The 24,084-nt window shown below is 38.3% G+C and carries 22 protein-coding genes; 7 read left to right on the plus strand and 15 right to left on the minus strand.

Translation table 11 applies throughout. From position 1 onward, the window contains the following. Positions 1–347 precede the first annotated feature (347 nt). A complete protein-coding gene (locus AC1DNH_RS20600; RefSeq protein WP_477585059.1) occupies positions 348–782 on the plus strand; it encodes a VOC family protein in 435 nt (144 codons plus the stop codon). 327 nt (positions 783–1,109) lie between these two features. Here AC1DNH_RS20600 and AC1DNH_RS20605 read toward each other — a convergent pair whose 3' ends face one another. From AC1DNH_RS20605 to AC1DNH_RS20655, 11 genes are all read right to left on the minus strand, one after another. Then, the gene (locus tag AC1DNH_RS20605) at positions 1,110–1,604 is read right to left on the minus strand and encodes a S41 family peptidase (protein WP_477585060.1); all 495 of its coding nucleotides are present in this window, start codon (positions 1,602–1,604) and stop codon (positions 1,110–1,112) included. After that, the gene (locus AC1DNH_RS20610) at positions 1,604–2,479 is read right to left on the minus strand and encodes a hypothetical protein (protein ID WP_477585061.1); all 876 of its coding nucleotides are present in this window, start codon (positions 2,477–2,479) and stop codon (positions 1,604–1,606) included. The genes AC1DNH_RS20605 and AC1DNH_RS20610 overlap by 1 nt, the downstream gene beginning before the upstream one ends. Before the next feature lie 312 nt (positions 2,480–2,791). Next, on the minus strand, positions 2,792–3,961 hold the full coding sequence (locus AC1DNH_RS20615) for a CehA/McbA family metallohydrolase (RefSeq protein WP_477610144.1): 1,170 nt from the start codon (positions 3,959–3,961) through the stop codon (positions 2,792–2,794). 45 nt (positions 3,962–4,006) lie between these two features. After that, entirely contained in the window at positions 4,007–5,410 is a 1,404-nt protein-coding gene (locus AC1DNH_RS20620; protein WP_477610142.1) for an alkaline phosphatase, read from the minus strand. A gap of 3 nt (positions 5,411–5,413) precedes the next feature. Continuing rightward, entirely contained in the window at positions 5,414–6,481 is a 1,068-nt protein-coding gene (locus AC1DNH_RS20625) for a phosphatidylinositol-specific phospholipase C1-like protein (protein ID WP_477625615.1), read from the minus strand. Between the two features lie 15 nt (positions 6,482–6,496). Beyond that, on the minus strand, positions 6,497–8,086 hold the full coding sequence (locus AC1DNH_RS20630) for a RagB/SusD family nutrient uptake outer membrane protein (protein ID WP_477611142.1): 1,590 nt from the start codon (positions 8,084–8,086) through the stop codon (positions 6,497–6,499). 11 nt (positions 8,087–8,097) lie between these two features. Next, complete coding sequence (locus tag AC1DNH_RS20635) at positions 8,098–11,085, minus strand: SusC/RagA family TonB-linked outer membrane protein (RefSeq protein ID WP_477625616.1); 2,988 nt, start codon at positions 11,083–11,085, stop codon at positions 8,098–8,100. Between the two features lie 436 nt (positions 11,086–11,521). After that, on the minus strand, positions 11,522–12,355 hold the full coding sequence (locus AC1DNH_RS20640) for a M57 family metalloprotease (protein ID WP_477610240.1): 834 nt from the start codon (positions 12,353–12,355) through the stop codon (positions 11,522–11,524). A 171-nt stretch (positions 12,356–12,526) separates the two neighbouring features. Further along, on the minus strand, positions 12,527–13,066 hold the full coding sequence (locus tag AC1DNH_RS20645; RefSeq protein WP_477585756.1) for a hypothetical protein: 540 nt from the start codon (positions 13,064–13,066) through the stop codon (positions 12,527–12,529). Positions 13,067–13,075: 9 nt separating this feature from the next. Next, entirely contained in the window at positions 13,076–14,257 is a 1,182-nt protein-coding gene (locus AC1DNH_RS20650) for a chromate transporter (RefSeq protein ID WP_477610241.1), read from the minus strand. A gap of 59 nt (positions 14,258–14,316) precedes the next feature. Then, a complete protein-coding gene (locus tag AC1DNH_RS20655; protein ID WP_477625617.1) occupies positions 14,317–15,180 on the minus strand; it encodes a chromate resistance protein ChrB domain-containing protein in 864 nt (287 codons plus the stop codon). Positions 15,181–15,522: 342 nt separating this feature from the next. Here AC1DNH_RS20655 and AC1DNH_RS20660 point away from each other — a divergent pair, with 342 nt between their 5' ends. The 4 genes from AC1DNH_RS20660 (at position 15,523) to AC1DNH_RS20675 (ending at position 18,748) form a co-directional block, all read left to right on the plus strand. After that, positions 15,523–15,972 (plus strand): SRPBCC family protein, encoded by a 450-nt coding sequence (locus AC1DNH_RS20660; RefSeq protein WP_029276549.1) that lies wholly within the window; start codon positions 15,523–15,525, stop codon positions 15,970–15,972. Between the two features lie 221 nt (positions 15,973–16,193). Further along, positions 16,194–16,445, plus strand: coding sequence for a hypothetical protein (locus tag AC1DNH_RS20665; RefSeq protein ID WP_477610972.1), 252 nt, complete (start codon positions 16,194–16,196; stop codon positions 16,443–16,445). Positions 16,446–16,638: 193 nt separating this feature from the next. After that, positions 16,639–17,715 carry a universal stress protein gene (locus AC1DNH_RS20670; protein WP_477584697.1) on the plus strand — a complete coding sequence of 359 codons (1,077 nt, stop codon included), beginning with the start codon at positions 16,639–16,641 and terminating at the stop codon, positions 17,713–17,715. Between the two features lie 145 nt (positions 17,716–17,860). Further along, the gene (locus tag AC1DNH_RS20675) at positions 17,861–18,748 is read left to right on the plus strand and encodes a universal stress protein (RefSeq protein ID WP_477625618.1); all 888 of its coding nucleotides are present in this window, start codon (positions 17,861–17,863) and stop codon (positions 18,746–18,748) included. A gap of 67 nt (positions 18,749–18,815) precedes the next feature. Here the strand turns inward: AC1DNH_RS20675 and AC1DNH_RS20680 are convergent, their stop codons facing one another. Next, the gene (locus AC1DNH_RS20680) at positions 18,816–18,980 is read right to left on the minus strand and encodes a hypothetical protein (protein ID WP_477581303.1); all 165 of its coding nucleotides are present in this window, start codon (positions 18,978–18,980) and stop codon (positions 18,816–18,818) included. 291 nt (positions 18,981–19,271) lie between these two features. On the opposite strand from AC1DNH_RS20680, the gene tal reads away from it, so the two are divergent. Then, a complete protein-coding gene (tal, locus tag AC1DNH_RS20685) occupies positions 19,272–20,363 on the plus strand; it encodes a transaldolase (RefSeq protein ID WP_477581305.1) in 1,092 nt (363 codons plus the stop codon). Between the two features lie 38 nt (positions 20,364–20,401). Here the strand turns inward: tal and AC1DNH_RS20690 are convergent, their stop codons facing one another. After that, positions 20,402–20,791 carry a VOC family protein gene (locus AC1DNH_RS20690; RefSeq protein ID WP_477581307.1) on the minus strand — a complete coding sequence of 130 codons (390 nt, stop codon included), beginning with the start codon at positions 20,789–20,791 and terminating at the stop codon, positions 20,402–20,404. 29 nt (positions 20,792–20,820) lie between these two features. Next, positions 20,821–21,375 carry a dihydrofolate reductase family protein gene (locus AC1DNH_RS20695; RefSeq protein WP_477581309.1) on the minus strand — a complete coding sequence of 185 codons (555 nt, stop codon included), beginning with the start codon at positions 21,373–21,375 and terminating at the stop codon, positions 20,821–20,823. A 135-nt stretch (positions 21,376–21,510) separates the two neighbouring features. On the opposite strand from AC1DNH_RS20695, the gene AC1DNH_RS20700 reads away from it, so the two are divergent. Next, on the plus strand, positions 21,511–22,479 hold the full coding sequence (locus AC1DNH_RS20700; protein ID WP_477581311.1) for a GlxA family transcriptional regulator: 969 nt from the start codon (positions 21,511–21,513) through the stop codon (positions 22,477–22,479). 4 nt (positions 22,480–22,483) lie between these two features. Here AC1DNH_RS20700 and AC1DNH_RS20705 read toward each other — a convergent pair whose 3' ends face one another. Beyond that, on the minus strand, positions 22,484–24,082 hold the full coding sequence (locus AC1DNH_RS20705; protein WP_477581313.1) for a solute:sodium symporter family transporter: 1,599 nt from the start codon (positions 24,080–24,082) through the stop codon (positions 22,484–22,486). Between the last annotated feature and the right edge of the window lie 2 nt (positions 24,083–24,084).

A 24,084-nucleotide genomic window follows, 5' to 3' on the forward strand; every position in this document is an offset into this window, starting at 1 on the left:
GACCAATGCTTCTGCCGAATCATTCAATGCAAAGATTAAAGCGTTTAGATCCCAATTTCGTGGCGTGAAATGCGTAAAGTTTTTCCTATACAGGCTAACTCAATTGTATGCTTAAAAATGACTACTCCACAACTTTTGGTATTGATCCATAATATCTGAAATTCAATTAATTATTTTAGTTGTAAAAATATAACACTACAAATGGGTTTAGATACGATAATGTCTGGTTATATGAAGCTGATTTCTGATCCTTCGAGGCTTATATACCCAATTTAGAATGACAGACCTTAAAAGGATGTGTAGTCCTATGCAATTTGTTTAGAAACAAAACCTAAAAATAAAAAATCATGAGAGCAATTAATCCCTGGATCAACTTCAATGGCAATGCCGAAGAAGCCTTCATTTTTTACAAATCAGTTTTTGGCGGCGAGTTTACTAAAATCACCCGTTTTAAAGACTTATCAGGCCCCGATTTTCAGGTAGCCGAAGAGGAGGCAAATAAAATAATGTACATCGGCTTGCCGCTTGGCAAAAACAACGTGTTAATAGCCAACGATGTTCCCGGATTTTTAGGACGGGTAAGCGAAAATGAAAACCGGTCTAAAATATACGTGAATGCCGAAAGCCGTGAAGAAGCAGATAAAATATTTAACGGATTATCGACAGGTGGAGAAGTGGAAGGACCAATTGGTGATAGTCCATGGGGTACCTATGCCGGAATGTTTAGGGATAAATATGGTATTGAATGGATTGTAGAGTTCGACCCGGGGTATAACGGGTAGGCTTAACCTGTCTTATCACTGGCGTACAGTATGTAATAACGGTAACACCCAGGCAAAGAGGCTACTCTTTTTTGAGATAGCCTCTTTTTAAATCAAGTATCTAAAAAACAGAATTTTAAAAGAGGTATCCGGTTGAAATGATTTTTTCATCGATGCCGTATTTAAAATTAATCACACGACTTCAGGAAAGACGGGGTTACTTGCGAAAAAAATCGCAAAGCTTAAAACCTCCTTAAAGGAAATTGTGAAAAAGGGTTGTTCATCTTAATTCAGTTTTTCCTTTTGAGGTCTTTGATAATGTATTCAACCCACTGATCGGCTGGTATGTTAAGGCTTAACATCAGGACTGAATCCGGTTGCATCAATAGGCTTTTTATCGGCCCAGCTCGATTTTGATACTGGCATCATAAGTATCAGCATTTTGCACGGAAGCGGCGTTTGTGATGTTGGCCCTTCGTAATCCATCATGCCTACACTATTCCTACCGTATCGTGTTGTCTTTTTGCTTTGTTTCATTAAATGAAAAAAGTATTCTGTAGAGCTACCGCAAAGTTCATCGGTAATTAGTGCAACTTTAGCAGGACTGCCAAGAACAGAATCAAGAGGGATTGTCAATCCAGGGATCTGATAAAACGTATCCTCGGCAGATGGGAGTTCTTCGTCGATTTTTTTGAGGTTAGCTACATATTGATCAGGATAGTATTTTTTTAGATCTACAGGTACTGGATTTTTGACGAAATACTCAAGCTCTGATCTTTTGAGCCGGACATTGTCCTGGGAAATGCGAAGTAGGGGGCTGTCCTGTTTGATGGGGTTGGTCATCACGTAGGGTAGGAGAAAGCTCCAACCGGAGTTGCCCCTCCGTTTCCACGCAGATCTATGATCAGGTACTTACTATTTCTGATGGCTTTATCATGGGCTGCAACTAATTTCTCGATTTTACTGTCGTTATTAAAGAAAGTCGGGATTTTGATATAGCTGGTTTCCGTGTCCAATTGATAATAATCGAGTCCATTGTTGCTGTTTTTCCATGTACCTAACTCCTTTTTTTCTTTGGCAGTCATTTCATTGGGAAAAACCCTTCCAAAAAGTGAAAAATTCCACAGCTGCAACAGGTTGCCTCTTTGCTGGGCATAGAAATCTACACTGTTAAATACATTGTACTGATTTAGCAGATAGCCTTTTTGATGTGGTTTTACTGTAAAATAGACAAGCCCCTTATGGAGCATGCTATCTTTTGCACTAAGTACAATGGCTTTGTATTCATTGCCCGGAAATTTTTTTATGCCCAACCTAATTGAACTGTCCGCGTTTATCCAAATGCCTTCAGTGCCAGTACCCGGTTTCAGTGTTTTAAAATAAGATTCGTCCAGAGTTATGGTCTCTTTTTCGTAATCCTCTTTGTTGAGGTATGTCAATGAAAAATGTTTGTCTGCAAAAAAACGAACATAATCTTTAATAAGATAATAGCAGCTTTTAGGATTGCTTTCATTTTTTGCCTTTGCACGGAGACTGGTTACCAGATTTTCATAGGACGGTTTTGTCTTAGCATATACTTTTTGCGGAAATCCGGCATAGTTGAGCTCAGTTTTAACAATTGCCTCATTTAAATTCTGCAGGCAGTTACAGGGTATCTGTTGTGCTATAAGTAAAAAGGGAAAAATGGGGGTAATAAGGAGGATACATAGTCTTTTCATCACATTAATTTGATTGAACACTAATATATTAAAGTTATCAGTTTTTTTGATAGTCTGACTCCCGATTTAATAGCATAATCAAAATTGCATTAAATTTATGATTGGCAGGGCAGGTATATTATAATGCAAGGTTAGACTTGGTCAGACAGCTTTTATTGTGTTGAAAGATTGATGGTTGTATCTTGAAGAATCCTTATGTTTTTATTAGCAGATTCTTCAATTGACTTAATATAATTGCATGTTTAACGTTTAATGCATCCCTGCTTTTGACAGATTTTAGATTGACTTTTTAATAATTTTTTTAAAAAAAAACTAAAATTTTGGGTCGAAGTTAAAATAAATCGGATTTGATAAAGCAACCATATTTTCACTTAAAGCCATAGATTTTGGCACTTGCGGATAAGGTGTATTTACGCCTTCAACAGTTACCCGATAATAGCTTCTCCCTTTTGTTTCTGGTGTATCTTCAAATTGAACCATTGGTATTTCGCCTTTAGCGTGGTAAGTATTCAATTTCTTCCCATTTTTAATGATGGTAATGGTGTAATCTGCATCAGGCAAAGTATTATCAATTAATTGAACCAAAAATTTTACAGGTTTACCTTTCGAGATGGCATTGTCGCCCATCATCATTTCAAATTTCCCATCTTCATCTTCATCTGCATAAAATTCTACTCTTGGTGCAAAAGGATTTGAACTCACCGAAACCTTTCCATGAGTTAGTGCATCTACAACTGCAGTTAAATTTTTCTCTTTTGCAAAAACCCAGGTGGTTGGCGTACCAACATAATTATATTCAGCTTGGTAGGTGTTTGCACCTGGTTTTTCAGCCCCTGTAGGTACTCCGTGATGTGCATCACTTCCTCCTCTTCCTGTCATCATCCTTCCGGATGAAAGCATATCATCCCAAATCATAATTGCATTGGCATTTTTTGGCCAAACTGACGAATTCCAAACTTCAATCGATTGAACCAGATCATAAGAAAAACCAAAATTGTCTTTTCCGCTTGGATGGTTTGCTGATAAGTGAATATTAAGAGACTTCTTCACTTTACCAATATTAACATCACGTTCATCTCGAACATCAAATAAGCGTTTATGATGATAGGGTTTATCAGAAAATACGTTTCCATGACCTCTGGTTGTCGTCCATTCTGCACCATATAGCAATAGAAGCGAGTCTGATTTAAATTCTGGATCTGCCCAGGTATGGTGTTCCACATCACCATCTACATGATTATCGTGATCTGTAATACACACATAATCCATTTTAACAGATTTAGAAAAATTAATGATCTTTTCAATCGAATTATTCGATGATTCTGTGCTATGCCGTGAATGCACATGTAAGTCGCCTTTTAGCCAAAATCCTTTTGAAAGTAAAACAGGTTTAGCTGTATTTTGTTGAGCTTTGACAATACTTACATTCAAAAGTATAGCGATACATATAATCGGAATTCTTGTTTTACACTTTACTTTCATTTTTCATTTTTTTAAAAAATTACCTGCATTGCTGTTTGAAATTATTTATGCCTTAACTAAAAATGACTCTGGCATTTCGGCCGCCTTTAACATGAAATTATGCAATTCACAATTTTTAATGAAAGGCTTTAAGTTTTCTGAACCTGGGCCAAACATGGTAAGCTCAACATAATCTCCGGTATGGTTCATACCAGCCCATTGCACATCGGTATATTTGCCCAATATTTTTCCGTATTCGTAAAACGGAAGATTTGACTCGTTGTATAACTGGTTGGGAGAAATGTCTTTGAAATGATTTAAAAGTGATTTAACTTCATCTGGTTTTATTTCAAAACCTTGATTCTCTTTAATCAGATCGATAATTTTCTGTTCACTAAAGGATTGGTTCAATTGCGCCAACAACCAGGTGTTGCTATGCTTAAAATTCTGTAAACTATCGAATTTTTTATCAGCTTCGTCAGCATAAAATAAACCAGGATTTGAATTCCCGTGATCAGTGGTTATGATAACCAGCGTTTCTCCATCTTTTTCTGCAAATTCAATGACCTTACCAACCGCTTCATCAAAAGCAAGCTGGTCAAATATTAATCCACTTACATCATTTGAATGTGCCGCCCAATCTACTTTTCCACCTTCTACCTGCAAAGCAAACCCGTCTTTATTATCTTTCATCAAATCGATAGCTTTCATCGTCATTTCTGCTAACGATGGTGTCGATTTCATTAGATTTTTATCGTGCTTTCTGTCTACTTCATAAGGCAATCCATCTTCGGCAAATAAACCTAAAACTGGCTTATACTTATTCAAAGCCAGCATTTCATCTCTATTTTCAGCTATCTTATAACCTTGGGTTAAATATTTCGGAATCAGGTTTCCTCCGGCACGTTTTTCTCCAAAATACTTATGTCCACCACCCATCATCACATCAAACTTTAAGCCCAGGTATAGTTCCGCAATAATATCCTGCCCCCCACGGTTATCTATGTTTATGCAAAAACCGGCAGGTGTTGCATGCGTTATGGGAACAGTAGTTACACAACCTACCTTTTTACCTTTTTCTTTAAATTTCTGAAGGATAGGTTGTGGTTTTTCGCCTTTCATTCCTACATTAAGCGAACCGTTTCGAACCCGCATACCACCACCCCAGGATGAACTTGCAGCTGCAGAATCGGTAACCATAGAACTTGCGGAAGCCGTATCCATTAATGCTCTAAAAGCCTTGTTTTCGCGGTACAAGCCTAACCATTTACTACTAACCCCCAATATTCTGTTCGAATATAAATCAGCCATATTCAGCGTTCCTATACTCATGCCATCACTTACCATCATAATGATGTTTTTAGCTTTCTTTGAACCGCCAATAGGTTTAGCGATAACATCACTTACACCTGTAAATGGAATAGTTAAACCGGCTAACAATCCACCTTTTAATAATGACCTTCTATTCATATTCTATTTACTTTTAAATAAGGGATTAGCTCTGTAGTATTTGCCACCAGCAAAGCTGATAGCGTAATCGGAATTAAAATGTGTACTTTTTAAATAATAATCTGTTGTGATAACCTGTGCGCCAGAATTACAAGCTTCATTGAAATCACCCTTATCGTTTTTACGAGCCTGTTGCGTATCGTTATCGGCCCGTGTTCTAATGATGTAGCCTTTTTTTACCATTTCAGAAATCTGTTTGTCTTTAGGGTTATTTCTAATCATAAAAGCGGCTTCAGGTGTGCCGGGATCTGAATTTGCAAACATTACTCTACCTTTTAGTGATGGATGATTTAGGATATATGTCGCTCTTTTTTTTCCGGTTGCATCCAGTACAAAAATAAATTTGCCTTTCGCCTGGCTCAACTTTGGCCAATTCTGATGAAGTACAGCGTCTTCAAGCGAACTATATTTACCTCTTACTTCATCAGGAAGAATGATATGTTCTTTACCTAAATTCTCTAAAATTACTTTATCCAATTCATCAAAAACCTTTGGCGTAAATAATTCTGGTGATGTAAATCCAGGTCTTTTTATCGAATCATCTTTAGCCTCAAGCGTAATAAAAACCGGGGTATGATCTGCATGTGCTTCCGACCAGGTACGTAACACTTTTAAAGCTTCGACAAAAGTTGGTGTAGAACTTCTAAAATCGAGTTCGGGGATGTGTAAAACCTTAAAACCAGGTTTTTTCATTTCTCCGGAAGCATCAAAAGTAGGTTGATCTTTCGCCCAATCTAAACCTTTTGGATGCGCATAACGACCACCAGCAGAATCAGCATAAACATCGATCTCCAGGTTTCTTAATCCCATATTTAATTGTTCGGGCATAGAAATGTGTTCATAATCAATCTTACTCGCAGATACCGAATCCGTTTTCTTGAACATGGTAAATAATGCCGGATCGATGGCTTGCTTATAACTGTTGTGCGAACCAATTACCTGAATCTGATTGATGGTTGGATCTTCTTTAACGGTAATAAACGCTATTGCTGGTAATACCAGCAATAGGCTAATGCAACTGATGATTCTCATACACCTTTTTAATTGTTAATACCCAGGGTTTTGTTTAAGGTTTGTATTAAGCTTTAACTCGTTTGCTGGAATAGGATAAATTCTTCTGGTTATATCCTTATTCATGAAAAGTACATCGTTTGGTAACGGATATTCAGTTTCAAATTGTCCGAAACGGATTAAGTCATTTCTTCTCCATGCTTCCCAGCTAAATTCACGGGCTCTTTCATCTAATAAGTTCGTTAATGTTGCAGAACTTGCCAGTTCAGCACCTGCACGGCTTCTTATTTTATTTAAAAGCACCAATGGAGTTTGCAGCTCGCCATTAACAGTAGTAGCAGTTGCTCCTCTTAATATTGCTTCTGCTTTCATGAGCATTACATCTGCCAAACGGAGTAGGGGCATATCGTTGCCATTTAAACGTGTCGCCTGAATTGCGTTTGCATCTGGCCAGTACTTCACCGATCGAACACCTTTAGCCTGATCTGCAACGGTATTACCCAAATCCATTGGCTTGCCTGGTTTCAAGATTAAATCTGGCGTAATTTCTATTTGTGTAGTTGTTCCTGCCACAAAAACAGGTTTAGTTAAATCAGACTTACGATTAGCATCTGGCGCATATTGTTTGCCAATTAACCAGAAACTGTTACGGATATCATTGTTTAAATTAAAACGATTATAATATTCGGGAGTAGTGCTCATAGCAATACTAAAACCTACGTTAATCCCATAAGCTGCTGCTAATGCAGGGTAAAAACCAAATCTTGTAATCTGGTTACCCGGAATCTGCTGATCGTAAGGAATAGCGAATATGGTTTCATTAATCTGAGGACCGTTGTTTACATCAAAAATATCTGAATATTTGTTATCTAAAACGTAGTTGGTGTTTTTCAGAATATTATCAGCCATAATTACAGCATCTGCATATCTCGGTTTGCCAGTATATACCTCAGCATTAAGGTACATTTTTTCTAATAAAGCATAAGCCATTGCCTGGGTTGGTCGGCCATAAACCAATACTCGGTTGTTATTATCTTTTATTGGTAATTGCGGAATAACGGCTAAAAGTTCTTTCTCAATAAATTCAAATACTTTATCCCTGGTTTGGTTTCCAGGCAGCGTATTCACTGGAAAAGTATCGATAATCGGCACATTACCATATAAATCCATCATAAAGTAATAATACAAGGCCCTCATTGCTTTTACTTCAGCTAAACTGCTGCTTTTTTGCGTAGCCGAAACTGAAGATTCACTAGTCAGGTTGATTAAACGGTTGCAGTTATTGATTCCGCCAAACCCCCACTGCCAGATATCTCTCACATTCGGGTGATCAATCGTCCAGGTATGGTAATGAAGCTGACGGTACTGGCCACCATCATCAAAGTTTCCATCGCGTGCAGGAATAATTGCGGCATCTGTAGAAAGCTCTTGCATTCTCCAATATGGAACGCCATATTGAGAAGAAAGATTAGAATACATAGTGCCATAAAGTGCCGCGTAATCTGAATTGGTAAAAGGAAAATTATCTTTAACGTATTGCGATTCAACATCGACATCGAGCTTACTGCATGATTCCAATACCATCAGGCAAGCAAGGATATTAAATAGGATTATAATCTTTTTCATCTTTATTTTTTTTAGAATGATGCACTTGCACCGAAACTGAAGGTTCTTGTTTTTGGATAATAATTATTGTTATCAATTCCAGGCGTTAATCCACCAATGTTGATTTCTGGGTCTAAACCACTGTATTTAGTGATTACAAAAAGATTATTTGCGGTAACATATAATCTAATGGCTTTGATGGTTGGTGTTTTAGGTTTTAGCGTATAGCCAAGCGTAGCGTTATCCAAACGCAAGTATGAGCCACTTTCAAGGAAACGGTCTGAAATCAGATATGCATTAATATCATTGAAAGATTCGCCCAGGGTAAAGGTTGGGATGTTTTGGAGTTTTGCATCGGCAGGATTATTTAAAGATGCCTTTGTAGCATTCAAAATCTTATTACCCAAAACGCCTCTAACTAAAAAGTTAAAATCCCAGTTTTTATAGCTGAAACTATTTACCCATCCGTAAATTAATTTAGGCTGGGCGTTGCCAGCAATTTTTGCATCAGTGGTTAAAGGCTGTGTGGCAATAGTTTGACCAGCAGCATTGATGTATGTACTTACACCTGCAGCATTTTTACCTGCATAATTCCAAAGGTTAAAAGTGCCCAATGCATAACCTGGCTGAACTAACTGACTGAAATTGCCCGACTGACCTTTGCCACCAAGCTGAGCTGTTTGAATGAATGGAATTTTATAGAATTCATCAGATAAAGTTTCCACTACGTTTTTATTGTGCGCAATATTTGGCGAGGTTGTCCATCTGAAACTATCTGTTTGGAAAACTGTAGCATTTAATGAAAATTCTACCCCTGTATTTTTGATTTTACCAACGTTGGCTGTAATGGTTGGTAAGAAAAACTGTGTTGTAGATACTTCGTAACGGTCGTAAATCAAATCTGATGTTTGTTTCACGTAAAAATCTAACGAACCCGTAATCCTGTTTTTAAATAAACCAAAATCTAAACCTATATTGGTTGTTGCTGTACTTTCCCATTTTAAATCTGGATTCGGGTTTCTAACCGGACCAATCGCATTACTGATAGAACCGTTGTTTAAAAATTTATTACTTCCAGAAAGTGTTCCATAAATTAATAATGAAGAGAAGGCGTCGAAACCTAAACTGTTACCAGATACGCCATAACCAGCACGAAGTTTTAGATCACTAATCACCGGAACCGACTGCATGAAATCTTCGCCAATAATTCTCCAGCCTGCAGAAACAGCCGGGAATAGACCCCAACGATTATTTTTTCCGAATGCGGAAGAGCCATCATCTCTTAAAGATGCCTGAAATAAATATTTCTCATTATAGTTGTACTGAACCCTGCCATAATATGAAATTAATCTTAAAGTAGATATTGGCGCATTATTAAAGGCTATTTGAGAGAGCAAACTTGGATTAGACAAAAACAGGTTGTTATAGCCTAAATTATCATTTGAAAAATTTTGTGTAGTTACGCCAAAACCGTCATTCGTTCTATCTTCTTGCCATGAATAACCTCCAAGCAATTTTAAACTATGTTTTCCAAAAGTTTTATCATAGTTGAAATAACCCTCTAAAACCTGGCTTTTGTTTAGGACATCAATTTTTTGCGCTTGTCCGTTTACGCCTCTGGCTAATCCCGATTGACTGTTTAAATAAGTACTGTAGTTATTTTGGTCTCTTTGAGAAGAAACGCTGGCTGTAAACTTTAGTCCATCAATGATATTTACCTGAGCCATACCATTAATCAACGTTTTATTGTTTAAGTTATCGATTACGTTATTATCAACAATTGATAATGGATTTCTGGTTCCACTCCCGGTGCGGTTGTAGTTCTCTTTATAGCTGCCATCAGTATTAAAAGGATTTACTGTTGGCAAATAGAAAAGCATATTTGGAAGTGCTTGTGATTGATATACATCAGAACTTTTCGAATTGCTATTAGTTATGGTTAAACCCAGTTTAAGCCTATCATTAAAAAACTTCTCGTTAAGGAAAGCACGAACAATTGTTCTTTTTAGCGATGTATTTTTAAGAATCCCTTTATTATCTAGGTAATTCACACTTGCACCATAATCTGATGTTTGACCAGCGCCACCGTAAGAAAGATTATGATTTTGAGAATAACCTGTTCTTTCCAAAAGTGATTGCCAGTTTGTGTCCGAACCATCATCATCTACAGCATTTAAAGTTTGCTTATTATCTGAAAGGTATTGTCTCAACTCAGGAGCTGAAAGCATATCATATTTTTTAGAAACTTTCTCTACGGCAGCATAACCGCTATAATTTAGGCGAGATTGGCCGCTTTTAGAACGTTTTGTGGTTACAATGATTACACCGTTTGCGGCTCTTGAACCATAAATGGCAGTTGAAGATGCATCTTTTAAAATGTCGATATTTTCTATGTCGGCCGGAGCCAATAAATCAATTGAAGCGCCAGGAACACCGTCGATAACGTAAAATGGCTCTTGTGCAGCACCTTCTCGTAAAGTGGACGGACCACGTAAAATAGTAGAAGGTTTAGCATTCGGATCGCCACTTTTAGTAACATTCAGACCTGCAACTTTACCTTGTAAAAGTTGTGCTGGGTTAACCAAAACACCTTGATTAAATTCTTCTGATTTTACAGAAGTTACCGCACCTGTTAAATCTTTTTTGTTAGCGGTACCATAGCCAATAACCACAACATCTTTCAGGGTTTGATTATCCGAAACAAGGATTACATTTATTTTAGCCTGGTTATTAACCGGAAATTCTTTGGTTAAACTTCCAAGTAAAGAAAATGTTAGTACATCAGATGGTTTTGCCTGAATGGTATAAACGCCATTAGTATCAGTTGATGTTCCTAAATTGCTGCCTTTTATTTTAACTGTTACGCCTGGTAATGGCTGGTTGGTTTCATCAACAACTTTACCCGTTATTGTTTTGCCGCCTTGAGCATGGGCATTTAATGAAAAGAAAAGGAGGATTGCAACAAGATATTGCCATTTGCCAATTAAAGACAAGTAGGTCTTTTTGTAGTTTTGTTTCATGAATGATTGGTTATGATTGTTTGGATCATTCACAGAAACAAACGATTGTTCTTGCCCTGTGAATTTCCCACAAAGATGCCTTAACCCGATTAGGGATTTTGTCAATTAGAATTAAGAAATTATTAAGAATTGTAAGGATAATTGAAAATAATGTTAAGGATTTTCAATTGATAGGTTCAGAATAAGGATTGAATTTAACACGATGATGTAAAGATGAAGTGGGCCACATGTTATTGATTGAAAAATGGTGATTTTTTTTCTGAATTATATTGTTCTTTGTTGTTTGTGCTATATTTGTGGTTTTTTTTAAGGCTCTTTCGTTAAAGCATAAAAAAAATACATTTTCCAGCCTTTTCAGTTCAAAAAAAAGAGGAAGACTTTTCAGCTCCCTCTTTTTTTATCTGATCTATACTTTTTTATTTGATCTGTATTTGGTTTATTTATAAAGGTAATTCATTGCAATTACATCATTTGCATTAAATGTACGATCGCCCCCGTTAGAGCAAGCCAGCATAAATGATTCTGCATCTGCTTTTGATGGTGTGCCTGGGATTTGTATCGCGCCAACTCCTGCTGTTCCTTCGTTAGAACGTCTTCCTCCACAGCTATATGCTCTGTTCATATAGTCTGTATGACGGAATCCTATACAATGTCCAACTTCATGTTGCAAAACTGAGGCTACATATAATAAATTAGGATTAGTTCCGTAGGCATTAACATTCGTATTCATTTTAACCTGATTAAATGGTTCGCCGCTTGAAGTAGGAAAACCAGATGAACCTAAAGTGATGTAACCACCACTTGGCCCTTCGTTAAATCCAAATACATCAATGTTACCTGTAGTACCTGTACTTGCCCTTTGAAAAGTCATGCGCAGGCCCAACGAATTGTACCTTGAAATCATCAGGTCAACAGCATCACTGTACACCTGTGGTAAATTTGTAACAGAAATTGTAATCACGCGTGGCAGTGCTTTAACAAGATTGGTTGTGCGGTACTGCTCGGTTTCAGCAATATTTAAATTAGGACTTAAAGACTTTTCATTTAAGTTGGCATCTGTTAGCAGAATGTCGCCTTCAACCAGGTAACCGTTATCAACTTTACGTGCATTTTCGACGCTAAATCCTAAGCTTTTTATTTGTTGTAAAGTACTTGCTGATATTTCGGCTTTGTTGTCAGTTTCTTCAGAAGTTTTGTTTTTCTTACAAGAAGATATGCAGAAAAATAAAGCGCATACCATGGTTAGTGATAAAAATTTGGTGTTTTTCATGTTTAAGTTAGTTTAGGTTAATATTTAATGATCAGATGAATCTAATATATAAACAAATTCTATGTAATCAAATAGTTACAATATTTTTCTGAACATTTATGTTTTACTACTACAAAGCGGCTTGCTTTAAGCCTTCACTTAACATCCAATACCATTTGTACCGTCACTTATTTAAAAACTAACACCCACCTGTAAACCCGTGGATAGTGATGCTGGTAAATTGTTGCCGAATCTCACAGGGAAAGGCAATGCAAGATACAGGCTCACATCTTTTCCTTTTTTTACAACCTGGTTCAAAACCGGTGTAAAGCCATAACGGCCATTGGTTTCAAATGCTGCACGACCTATAAAAGTAAAGCCATGTTTGAACCTGAACATTGCCCCCGGATGAAATAATACTGAACTTACCTTAGAAATATTATGTTCGGTACGGATACTCGGGGCAATCTCGAAACTGACCCCGAATTTATCACTCTTTAAAATGTTTATTCCAAATGGAAATGCAAGCGTGTATACATCCGAAAAGTTATCATGAAATCCATTTTTATCCCAGGAACCGATGGGGTGAAGCAAGCTGAAATAACCGGTTATCTTTGGATAAGCCTGGTTTTGACCCGTTTGTTGCGCTTTTGTTGATAAATTTAGTAACGTAGTGAAAACAAGTAGAAATATACTGTGCTTAATTGGCGGTTTTGTAGAAATTTTATACATAATGAGAAGTTAGAAGAATTTAATGAGTAGTCCTATCGCAGCCGCTACACCAATGATGTAGGGTTCTTGTAATTTTTTGATGTAGATAAGTGAAAGTATAGCTGCTACTGCGATCAATGCTGTTGGAATGTCTTTTATAGAACGCATACCGATCACAATTACTGAACCAACGAGTGCACCAATCACAGCGGCAGTAATTCCTTCAACGAATGTTTTAACGCTATTATTTTTTGCAACCTTTTTGAAAGAGGGTGCTAAAGCTACTGTGAAAATGTAGCAGGGCAGAAAAGTAGCTAACGCCGCAACACAGGCCCCTGGAAACCCTGCGACAAGATAACCGATAAATCCTACTGTAATTACTACGGGCCCAGGCGTGATCATGGCAACTGCCACCGAGTCTACGAACTGAGCCTCCGTTAACCAACCAAATTCCTTTACTACGCCACCATGCAGGAAAGGTACAATGGCCAGTCCGCTACCAAATACAAATGTTCCTGCCTTAACGAAAAACCAGCCAATATCTTGTAAGGTCTTGCTTTCATAGTGCCAAAAACCAGTACTGAACAATATTCCTGCGTGGAGAGTTGAAGGCTTTTTAATCCATTGTGGTGGGGCCTTAATGAGCATATACAGGATGCCGCAAGCTAGAAAAAGTAAGATTTGCTCTTTTTCGGTAACCACGGTGATCACGATTCCAATGATATAGAACACCCATAAAAGCCATTTGGATTTGATGGCAGCAAGTTCCAGTTTGCTGATTGATTTAATGGTAAGTTTATAAGCACTCATGGTAATGATACCGATTACGGCGGCGCCTACACCATAAAATACTGCTTGCATCCATGCCAGCCCACCATATTGCTGGTAGGCCATACCAAGCAAAACCACCATGATGAAGGATGGCAGTACAAAGGCTAAACCTGTTAAAGTAGCGCCAATTAAGCCATAGTGTACAAAACCGATATAGATACCCAACTGCGCGGCAAGAGGCCCGGGCGCCAGTTGCGCAAGCGCTAGCCCTTCTTTATATTCTTCCTCGCTCAGCCAGCCTTTCTGCTCAACCAGATCACGCTGCATATAGCCTACCAGCGCAACGGGACCGCCAAAGCCCCAAGTACCCAATTTTAGGAAATACGTTGTAATTTCGGCTAATGAGTATAGCGGTTTGGCTTTATCTGTTTGTTCTTTCATCAGCAAATTGTATTTTATTACAATATTGCTTATTCGTAAGGCACTATAATTGTACGGATTTAACTATTTGTATCCGTTTTACCTTTTTGGTGTTTTTTTCTGTAAAACGACGGGTTTTCTCCGGCTTGTTTCTTAAAGATTCTATTAAAGTGACTCTGGTCTGAAAATCCGGTAAGATAGGCAATCTCGGTTAATGAATATGTTGTTGTTTCTATCAATAGCATAGCCTTTTCAATCCTCATCTTCCGTATATAATCTCCAAAAGACAGATTATCAAAATACTTGGAAAACTCGCGGGATAAATAGGCTGGATTAATTTCCAATTCATCTGAAGCCTGCTGGAGACTTAAAGACATATTCGTATCCATCTGATCCTGTATCATTTCCCGTAATTCATTCGTCCAGGCCGGTGCTTTCTTTCCTTTATTTTCCCGAAGGTACCTAGTGTATATGTCGAGTAACATTTGTTCAACTGGTCCGGCCTGTGTATGTGTTTTGTGATAAAGGTGTTTTGCCCAACTATACAGGCCATCATAAATCTGCATACCTAAAGCCAGTAACTCCTGATCATCTGAACTGTGGTAAGCCAAGCCTGAAAATACAGCTTCTAGCCCTGCTGCCTGTGGTGCGAAGTCATGGCGATCAGTATCTGCACCGCGAACGATAGCCGCAATGCGGTCGAGAGCAGAATCTTTCAACTGGTGTTTTTTGATGAAATAATCAAAAGTGCATTGATCATTGTAATGCGTATATTCTACATCTGGCATGTCGAATGGTATGGCCCCTAATTCCCTGGCTTTAATCATCACCTGATCTGAGGGTACATAAATAATTTCTGCATCGGGATCGATAAAACGCCTGATTAGCCAAGGGCAGGCAATCCGGTCAATTTTTGGATGTTCACGGGTAATCCATTTTGTCATTTGTAATAGGGGAGTAGTATGCAAAGTTAACTATCGTACCTGATTTTAATAACAATAATTCGGTGAAGTGAAACTTTTGTTTATTACATCAAAAAAATGGTTAGTTCACCTGGAATAAACGGCTAAGTTTTTAAGTGACCATATAGCGTGCTGTAGGATAAGTTAGGCCGTAAAGCCCCTTCAACATTGTCGCATATCACCACTGGCAAACTCGAATTTACATGCCATCTTTGTATAGTCAGGAATTAATATTGAAAAAAGACAAATTAATGGAGCAGCTACCATTCCAAAAACGGGCGAAACCGAAAAGCCTTAAGAGTAGGAAATTAAAAAAATGATTTTATGTCGAACAACACCGTTTCATTGCACAGAGTTTTAAAAGCATCGCCAGAAAAAGTATATCGTGCATTTACTGAACCTTTGGCAATTGCTTCATGGTTACCTCCATACGGCTTTCTTTGTACTGTTCACGAAATGACAGTAGCATTAGGAGGCTCTTTTAAAATGTCGTTTCATAATTTTTCTACCTCCAATGGTCATTCATTCGGCGGAAAATACCTTGAAGTAACACCAAACGAGTTTTTAAAGTATACCGATCAGTTTGATGATCCAAACCTGCCTGGTGAAATGATTACCTCAGTTTGGTTGAAAAAGACCTTAGTGGGTACCGAAATTAAAATTACTCAGGAAGGAATTCCTTCAGCTATCCCTGTAGAGATGTGCTACCTGGGTTGGCAGGAATCGCTCGAAAAGTTAGCTAAGCTGGTCGAACCAGAAATACCAGATGCTTAATTAAAGGAATTATATTTTTGAAATACATAACTCCAGCTAACCTCATGGCTTAAGAGGTTGTATCATAAAGACGATTTCACCTCAAATGCTGTCATGTTGAGCTTGTCGAGACACCTCAAAGAGTATTTAACAGGCCCTTCGACAGGCTCAGGATGACAAATCTATATTTATGATACAACCTCTTTTTTGTACGCTTACCTGATATTAAGCGATTTTGCCAAATGATTAAGCCTGTTTTTAGAAGCGGGGTTACGCAATTTAGAACTGGCATTGAAAATACACTGGGCAACCTACCTGTACAAACGATGCTCCATGATTCTGTTTTTAAGAAATTAGATAGTGAATCGAAATTGTTTAAAGTGCTGGTCATCAAAACAAATGAAGTAATTCCTTATACTTCTGTGTTTTTGCAACTCGATTGTGCTTACTGGACTAAATCAAAGGAAGATCGTTTAAGAAGTAAGATGAAGTAAAAAAATTCGATTAGAATCTACCTCTTGCAAATGTTGCCCTTCAGTTATCTGGAGGGCTTTTTTATGGTCAAGTAATACGATAATAATGAAATTCATATTCTTTAAACAAATTTGGAATATTCTTGTTGTACTGGTATAAACATCTGACCGGCTCCCTTAAATGATTTTCGATCACTAACAAAGAGATAGGATCATGAAAGAATTTTCTGTCAAATTCAGAACAGATAGTTTGGATCTGAATGCAAAGGTTAGCCCAAACCGCAGGCATGGCCAGTTCAAAGTTGAATTGGCAGGGCAGGAGACTGAACCGCTTATATTAACACAATTGGTAAACGGAGATTGGGAAGTAACAGAACGTGGTACAAATGATTTGTCTGATCAGGAGTTAAGAGGCCTTGGCCACGCCATCGATCTTAAGATTAAGGAAATTTATCAGATTAAAAATATCCTGGTAACAACAGATTTTTCAAAGGCTTCGATTAATGCAGCAGAGTATGCGGCGGCTTTATCCCATCAGCTAAGAATCGATAATCTAGTATTATATCATTCATATGCTGCGCTTGATATACCCACTACATCTTATGCTGCCATGCCATGGCAGTATGATGAGCAGCCTGAAGTGTGCTTAGAAAAGACTAAAAACCTTCAGAAAGATCTGGAAGCGCTAATATCAACACATACCAGGATAGAAGTCTATAACGATGAGCGGGCATTAATTGTTGCTATAAATGAGATAAGTGCTAAGCTCAATATTGGGTTGGTTATAACCAGTACTACAGGAAAAAGTAATCTGGAACGAATTTTAGTGGGTAGCAATGCACTTAGCTTAGCGAAACATTGTAAGGTGCCATTGCTTATGATTCCTCCACAAATTACTTTTAAGCCTATCAAACAAATTGTTTTCGCCTGCGACCTTAAAAATGTTTCAGAATCCACCCCGATTTATGCTATAAAAACCTTTGTCCATGCCCTAGGCGCAAAATTACTCATCTTAAATGTGGATCAGGATGAGACGCATTTCAATCCCGATAGAATTAAAGAAATGACGGCACTGCATCAGCTTTGGGACAGAGAAGAACCCGAATATCACTATATAGATGATGAAAATACCGCACATGGCATTGTGATGTTTGCAGAAAAATATCAAGCCGATCTGATCGTTACCGTTCCAAAAGTATATGGTTTTTTTGAAAGTATATTTCACTCCAGCATCACGAAGAAGCTCACTTATACTACCCATTTACCTTTATTACTGTTTAAAGACGATTAGTAAAGCCAACAAGGCCTTGGATAATTTATACGCTTTACTATACATGTCTACGTTCCATCTAAATATTTAAAATATGTTATGGGACAGGTTATTTGGAACGCTACGTGATAAAATACATTTATTGTAAACCTTAAACAAAAATTTTATGAAAACGACAGAACAAACCAATATAGATATGAAAGCGGCAGCAAATATAGATTCGGAGATGAAAACTATACTTGTGTTAACCGACTTCTCAGCAGCCGCATCAGATGCCGCTGATTATGCGCTAGGATTGGCCGGACAAATCAATGCCTCACGCATTATCTTATGTTATTCTGATTATATTCCTGCAGCAGCAGATATTCCACTGGAAAGCGCAATACAGGCAGCGCATGAAGAGCAGGAACATGCAAGAAAGCTGGCATTACTTAAAGAACAGTTCAGTGCCGAGGTTTCTCAGGCACTTGTTGAGATTTTTGTAGACAAGCGTTCGTTAGCTACAATAGTTAATGATTTTGATGATGAGCATGCGGTTGAACTGGTTGTAATGGGGATGACCGGTAAAAGCAGATTAGAACAGGCCTTAATAGGTAGCAATACCATTAATGTAGCCAAAGCAATAAAAGTACCTTTATTAATTGTTCCAGAAGGAGCAAGATTTCATAAAATTGAAAGGATTCTTTTGGCCTGTGATTTAAAAGAAACAACAAGTGCTTTACCTATTGGTGCAATTAAAAGCTTTGCAGGTACAATTCAGCCAAGGTTATTTGTCTTAAATGTAGAAAGAGATGATGAACACAGCACTGAACTCAATATCGAAGAAAATAGTCTAAGAGCCCACTTTGGGACAGAAAATACAACCTATCATCGAATTCGGCATCATCATATAGCAGATGGTATTGCTTTGTTCGCAGCCGAAAACAGATTACAACTGATAATTGCCGTTCCGAAGCATCACAGTTTTTTTGAAAGCCTGTTTCACCAAAGTCTCACTAAAAGACTGGCCTATCATACGCATATTCCATTGTTATTGTTTAAAGAAACACATTGATAACTGCATAGCTCATAATGTAATGTATAGCAATGATGTAGCTTTATAAGCTGTTCAAAGTGAGAAGCTATTTTTTACCTAACCTTTTTCGTAAGCTTTCTTCTGCCTCTTTTAGCTCATCTTTTTCAGCAAGCGGCTCCTGCGTCTTTGGGTTTTTTAAACTTACGCTGGCTACCTTGGCCAATGCCTTATCGATATCGCTATTGCGCGGTTTCTTAACTTTCTTTTCCATGATGACTGAGATTTTTATTTAATTTTCTTAAAACCTATGTATTCTCATTTTTGGCGAAATTAATTTATTTAAATATGTTTTCAATTGATTTTTAAAACAGTTCGGTTTTCTATTTTGTTTTATTAAAATCATACGTCTCCGCCTAACCAGAATATTTTGGTTATCCAATTGCGCTTTCAGAATATATGGTCTTTATATAGGCGTAATACCTCATCTCAGGCCTTAAATTATTTGAAAGGAATAAAACGGTTATCTAAAAAAATGTAATCGTTTAAAAATAAAAACAGCGCCATGGAAACGAATAATATAAAACAACTGCGTGAGTTTGGCCAAAGTATCTGGCTGGATTTTCTAGACCGTAAACTCATCACTTCAGGTGGTTTAGCAAAACTGATTGAGCAAGATGGTCTTCAGGGGATGACTTCTAATCCCGCCATTTTCGAAAAAGCAATCAGCAGCAGTTCAGACTACGATGAGCAGATTAAAACGCTCGCCTATAATTACCCAGATAACGAAGCAATCTTCTATTGGTTAGCCATTAGCGATATCCAAAATGCAGCAGACCTGTTTAAGCCTTTGTTTGACAGGGGCGAAGATGGATATGTTAGTCTTGAAGTTTCGCCCCGCCTGGCCCACGATACCAATGGAACGATTAAGCAGGCGGTAGAATTGTGGAGAAGAGTAGATAGGGAAAATGTTATGATCAAAATACCAGCAACAGTTGAAGGCCTGCCCGCAATCCGCAGAGCTATTAGTGAAGGATTAAACATTAATATTACACTGCTTTTTGCGTTAGACAGGTATGAGCAGGTGGCAGAAGCTTATCTTTCTGGTTTGGAAGACCGCGTAGCAGCAGGCCAGCCCATTGATCATATTGCCTCTGTAGCCAGCTTTTTTCTCAGCAGGATAGATGTACTCGCTGATCCTATATTGGAGACCAAAGGCCTAACGCAAATGAAAGGTGAGGTTGCCATTGCCTGTGCCAAAAAAGCCTACCAGATTTATAAACGTATTTTCGCTGGAGAACGCTTTCAGAAACTTCAGGCTATGGGCGCAAAACCACAACGGCTTTTATGGGCAAGTACAGCAACGAAAGATCCTTCATTTCCAGATGTCAAATATGTGGAAGCATTGATTGGGAAGGATACGATCAATACCGTTCCAACAGAAACACTGGAAGCCTATCGTGATCATGGCCAGCCTGAAAACCGTTTAGAGCAAGATTTAGATAAAGCAAAGCAGGTTCTGGAACAGCTTAAAGAGATCGGAATAGATTTAAACAGCTTAGCTAATCAATTAGAAAAGGAAGGCATTGAGAAATTTAATAAACCTTATGATCAATTACTTCTGGCCATAGAAGAGAAAAAACGGCAGATTAACTAAAAAAAAGCGGCCTGTATTATCGCAGACCGCTTGTATACTTATTTCCATTTTAATATGTTAAACTTATGCCCATCTGGGTCGGCAAAAGCACAGCCGTACATGCCTTGAAATTCTTCTGGTGGCGAGAATACAGAACCGCCGGCATCTTTTACTTTTACGGCCCAGTCATCTACTTCTTCCTTTGTTTCGGCCGAAATGGTAAATATAACTTCATTGCCCTTGCTCAAATCGGCTAATTCGCCTTTCATGCCCTTTTTTAAACTATCTTCCTTAAAAAAGTGTATCACAAAATTATCCTCGCCAAATAAAAAGCTGGCCAGTTCATCGCTCTCGTGCCCTGCATTTTTTTCGAAACCTAGTTTGGTGTAAAAGGCTCTGCTTTTCTCTACATTTTTAACGCCTAAATTGGCCCAGATTTTTGTTTTCATAATTATAGTATTTAGATATTGATTCTTAATTATATTGCCTCATAACTCAATAATACGGTACCACTTTTAAAGCTTCGGGTATCAGTTAATTTCAAATTTAATTGTCTTTGCATACCACTAAAAATAGAAGCTCCCTTGCCAATGGCTACCGGATCGATCATTATTTGATAGGTATTAATCAGACCTGCTTCGGCCAGTTGTGTGCTCAGATTGCCGCTGCCTAAAATGGTAATATCTTTTGGAGATGTTTTCTTCAGCTCGGCTATTTGAGTCAATATATTTCCGCTCGTTATCCGTGTATTTTGCCAGTTGGTATGCTGCAAGGTATTGCTACACACAATCTTTTCAGCCTGGTTCATACCCTTGGCTACCTCGGGCATTGCCTCAATGGCATTTTGAGATGGCCACCACGATGCCATCATTTCGTAAGTAATCCGGCCGAAGAGCAGGATGTTATCATGCTCCAGATTTTTTGCGCTAAACTCACCCTCTTCCTGGCCGTGCTGATGCCAGTCGATACCATTGTTGGCATCTTTATAGTAGCCATCCAGACTGATAAAATTGAATACACTTAATTTGCCCATTGTTTCTGTTGTTTTATCTGTTACAAATCTCTGTAGATTATCGACATCATTTAGGTGGCATAAATGACAACTTAAGGGCGTGAAAGTGACAAATAAAATACTTAATTTAGTTAGCATTAAAATAATGATTTAAGCATGTTAAAAGTTTGCCTTTATATTTTCGACGAGGCTGTCCCTTCATCGGTTACCGGAGTAATAGATTTATTGAGTGGTGCCAACCGTTATATGGAGCGTGCTGGTAAAAAGCCTGTATTTGCGCTAAGTTTGGTTGCAGAGAAAGATCACGAAATTCCCTTTCACTTTAACAACATCAACATCGAGCAGTTAAATTATGAGGAAATTCAACAAGCTGATCTGATTATTATTCCGTCATTTAGTGTTGGTAACGAGGGCGTGTTGGGCCGAAACCAAGCGGCTGTTAAATGGATCAAAGAAATGTACGCCAGTCGGACAGAAGTGGCCAGTTTATGCGTGGGTAGCTACTTTTTGGCAGAAGCGGGTTTGCTTGATGGTAAAGAAGTAACCTCACACTGGGCTGTAGCAGCCGATATGCAGAAACGTTACCCTAAAATAAGAATGAAAAACGATTTGGTAACCACCGACCAGGACGGGGTTTATACCAGTGGCGGAGCATTCTCTTCTCTTAAATTGATCCTCTACCTGATCGAGAAATTTTGCGGCCGCGAAGCTGCGCTGTGGATCAGTAAAATGTTTGCCATTGAAATGGATAGAACCAGCCAGGCGCATTTTAAGGTATTTACAGGCCAGCATCAGCATGATGATAAAGACATTTTGAAAGCCCAGCAGTATATTGAAGAAAACTACCAGAATGAAATCACGATGGACGAGGTATCCAGTCTGGTTAATATGGGAAAACGTAATTTTATCCGTCGGTTTAAGGCCGCTACCAATAATACACCCTTCGAATATCTGCAAAGGGTACGAATAGAATCAGCAAAAAAAGCCATCGAAATGAACCATAAAGATCTGCCGTTTATTATGGAAGATACAGGCTATAATGATTTGAAAGCATTCAGGAAAATCTTTAAACGCATTACGGGGCTATCGCCTATGGAATACAAACGAAAATATGCGAGGGCTTAAATCATCAATTAACGAGGAATGTAGGGGAGAACAATAAAAACAATAAAACCATAATCAACAATAAGAGTCCATTAACCCAATAACGGTTTTTCCAGGGCTTTAAATCAACAACCTGTTTGTTCTGGGCTACATAGGCAGTTTCCAATGGGTATAATCTTCCAATAATGAGCATAATGGCGGTGGTAACAACAAAAAGAATAGCCAGTACATGCAGGAAGTGGATGCCGGTATCAAATACCATTTGCGTAAGTATGTAGGCTACAAAGCAAAATCCCAAGCCTATTTTTGCCGCAATTGGCGGAACTTTTTTGGTTGCAAAGCCAACAAACATAATGGTAAAGATGGGGATACTGAATGCTGCATTTATCTTTTGCATGAAGGTATAAAAGCTATCATTAGAAAATATAAATAAGGGCGCAATGAACATGGCCAATAAAGAAGCAAACATTTCAAATCTTTTCGAGCTTTTTAACATCTTGGCCTCGGTAACCACAATACCTTTCTTTTCTTTGGCTGGTTTGTAAATGTTGAGGATAAACAATGTACTAGCGCTGTTCAGCCCTGGAGAAAATGAGGTAATAGCAGCGCCAAAAATAACGGCAGCAATAAAACCGCTGAGTACAGGGGGCGATACATCGCTTACCACCCTCGAAAAAACTTCAGTCGTGTTTTGCATGTTGCTGTACATATGAACAGCAATAATTCCCGGCAGCATAAATAATAAGGGCCCAAGAAGTTTGCCCGCACAGGCCAGAGCAATTCCCTTCTGGCTGGTTTTAAGATCAGAAGAAGCCAATGCCTGTTGCACAATTACCTGTTCCGTACCCCAATAAAAGAGGTTCATTAAAATCATACCGGTAAAAATGGTCGAAAACGGAATGGCATCACCTGTTTTTCCTATTGAATTAAAGTGTTCGGTTTTTGAGGTAAGAATAGTATGCATACCCTGTTGCAGATCTCCATTTCCTACATGCCTCACCCCAAAATAAGCAAGTAACAATGCACCGGTAAACATACAGGCACCCAATACAAGATCAGAAATAACGATGGCTTTTAAGCCGCCCAATATAGAATATAAACTGCCCACAAGCCCGATGCACCAAACCAAAATCCAGATGCTGCTGCCATAACTGATGTTCCAGATATCAGAAAAATGAAACAGGCCATTTAGCGCAACTGCACCACTATACAATACAATAGGCAAGAGGTTAACGAGGTAGCTGATCAGAAAAAGGAAGGAGACGAGTTTTTTGGTTTGCGGATCGTACCGGCTTTCCAGAAAATCGGGGGTGGTAGACATGGCGCCCTTCAAATAAACCGGGATCACAAATTCTGAAACCAATAACATGGCAAATACAGAACTTACGCCCCAGGCCATTACCGTCATATTGTTGATGTATACCGATTCGCTGCTGCCTACAAATTCGGCGGCACTGATGTTGGTGAAGAATAATGCACTTCCCACAGCAGTAAAACTTAAGGTACGATTGGCCAGAAAAAGCCCGGCTGAAGTCGTGATTTTATGCTTTCGGGTTTTGATCCAGGAAATCAATGCAACAAGAAAGGTTACCACTATAAAAGTAACGAGCGCCGTAGTATTCATGT

It is taken from the genome of Pedobacter sp. 01N310 (genome assembly GCF_056399805.1).

What these genes read in the sequence shown, in the direction of transcription:
- AC1DNH_RS20690 (WP_477581307.1), bottom strand. Translation starts at nt 20,791, where the DNA reads ATGAAAACAAAAATCTGGGCCAATTTAGGCGTTAAAAATGTAGAGAAA.
- AC1DNH_RS20700 (WP_477581311.1), top strand. Translation starts at nt 21,511, where the DNA reads ATGTTAAAAGTTTGCCTTTATATTTTCGACGAGGCTGTCCCTTCATCG.
- AC1DNH_RS20660 (WP_029276549.1), top strand. Translation starts at nt 15,523, where the DNA reads ATGTCGAACAACACCGTTTCATTGCACAGAGTTTTAAAAGCATCGCCA.
- tal (WP_477581305.1), top strand. Translation starts at nt 19,272, where the DNA reads ATGGAAACGAATAATATAAAACAACTGCGTGAGTTTGGCCAAAGTATC.
- AC1DNH_RS20600 (WP_477585059.1), top strand. Translation starts at nt 348, where the DNA reads ATGAGAGCAATTAATCCCTGGATCAACTTCAATGGCAATGCCGAAGAA.
- AC1DNH_RS20665 (WP_477610972.1), top strand. Translation starts at nt 16,194, where the DNA reads ATGATTAAGCCTGTTTTTAGAAGCGGGGTTACGCAATTTAGAACTGGC.
- AC1DNH_RS20680 (WP_477581303.1), bottom strand. Translation starts at nt 18,980, where the DNA reads ATGGAAAAGAAAGTTAAGAAACCGCGCAATAGCGATATCGATAAGGCA.
- AC1DNH_RS20655 (WP_477625617.1), bottom strand. Translation starts at nt 15,180, where the DNA reads ATGACAAAATGGATTACCCGTGAACATCCAAAAATTGACCGGATTGCC.
- AC1DNH_RS20615 (WP_477610144.1), bottom strand. Translation starts at nt 3,961, where the DNA reads ATGAAAGTAAAGTGTAAAACAAGAATTCCGATTATATGTATCGCTATA.
- AC1DNH_RS20630 (WP_477611142.1), bottom strand. Translation starts at nt 8,086, where the DNA reads ATGAAAAAGATTATAATCCTATTTAATATCCTTGCTTGCCTGATGGTA.
- AC1DNH_RS20605 (WP_477585060.1), bottom strand. Translation starts at nt 1,604, where the DNA reads ATGACCAACCCCATCAAACAGGACAGCCCCCTACTTCGCATTTCCCAG.
- AC1DNH_RS20625 (WP_477625615.1), bottom strand. Translation starts at nt 6,481, where the DNA reads ATGAGAATCATCAGTTGCATTAGCCTATTGCTGGTATTACCAGCAATA.
- AC1DNH_RS20645 (WP_477585756.1), bottom strand. Translation starts at nt 13,066, where the DNA reads ATGTATAAAATTTCTACAAAACCGCCAATTAAGCACAGTATATTTCTA.
- AC1DNH_RS20635 (WP_477625616.1), bottom strand. Translation starts at nt 11,085, where the DNA reads ATGAAACAAAACTACAAAAAGACCTACTTGTCTTTAATTGGCAAATGG.
- AC1DNH_RS20650 (WP_477610241.1), bottom strand. Translation starts at nt 14,257, where the DNA reads ATGAAAGAACAAACAGATAAAGCCAAACCGCTATACTCATTAGCCGAA.
- AC1DNH_RS20610 (WP_477585061.1), bottom strand. Translation starts at nt 2,479, where the DNA reads ATGAAAAGACTATGTATCCTCCTTATTACCCCCATTTTTCCCTTTTTA.
- AC1DNH_RS20620 (WP_477610142.1), bottom strand. Translation starts at nt 5,410, where the DNA reads ATGAATAGAAGGTCATTATTAAAAGGTGGATTGTTAGCCGGTTTAACT.
- AC1DNH_RS20670 (WP_477584697.1), top strand. Translation starts at nt 16,639, where the DNA reads ATGAAAGAATTTTCTGTCAAATTCAGAACAGATAGTTTGGATCTGAAT.
- AC1DNH_RS20675 (WP_477625618.1), top strand. Translation starts at nt 17,861, where the DNA reads ATGAAAACGACAGAACAAACCAATATAGATATGAAAGCGGCAGCAAAT.
- AC1DNH_RS20695 (WP_477581309.1), bottom strand. Translation starts at nt 21,375, where the DNA reads ATGGGCAAATTAAGTGTATTCAATTTTATCAGTCTGGATGGCTACTAT.
- AC1DNH_RS20640 (WP_477610240.1), bottom strand. Translation starts at nt 12,355, where the DNA reads ATGAAAAACACCAAATTTTTATCACTAACCATGGTATGCGCTTTATTT.
- AC1DNH_RS20705 (WP_477581313.1), bottom strand. Translation starts at nt 24,082, where the DNA reads ATGAATACTACGGCGCTCGTTACTTTTATAGTGGTAACCTTTCTTGTT.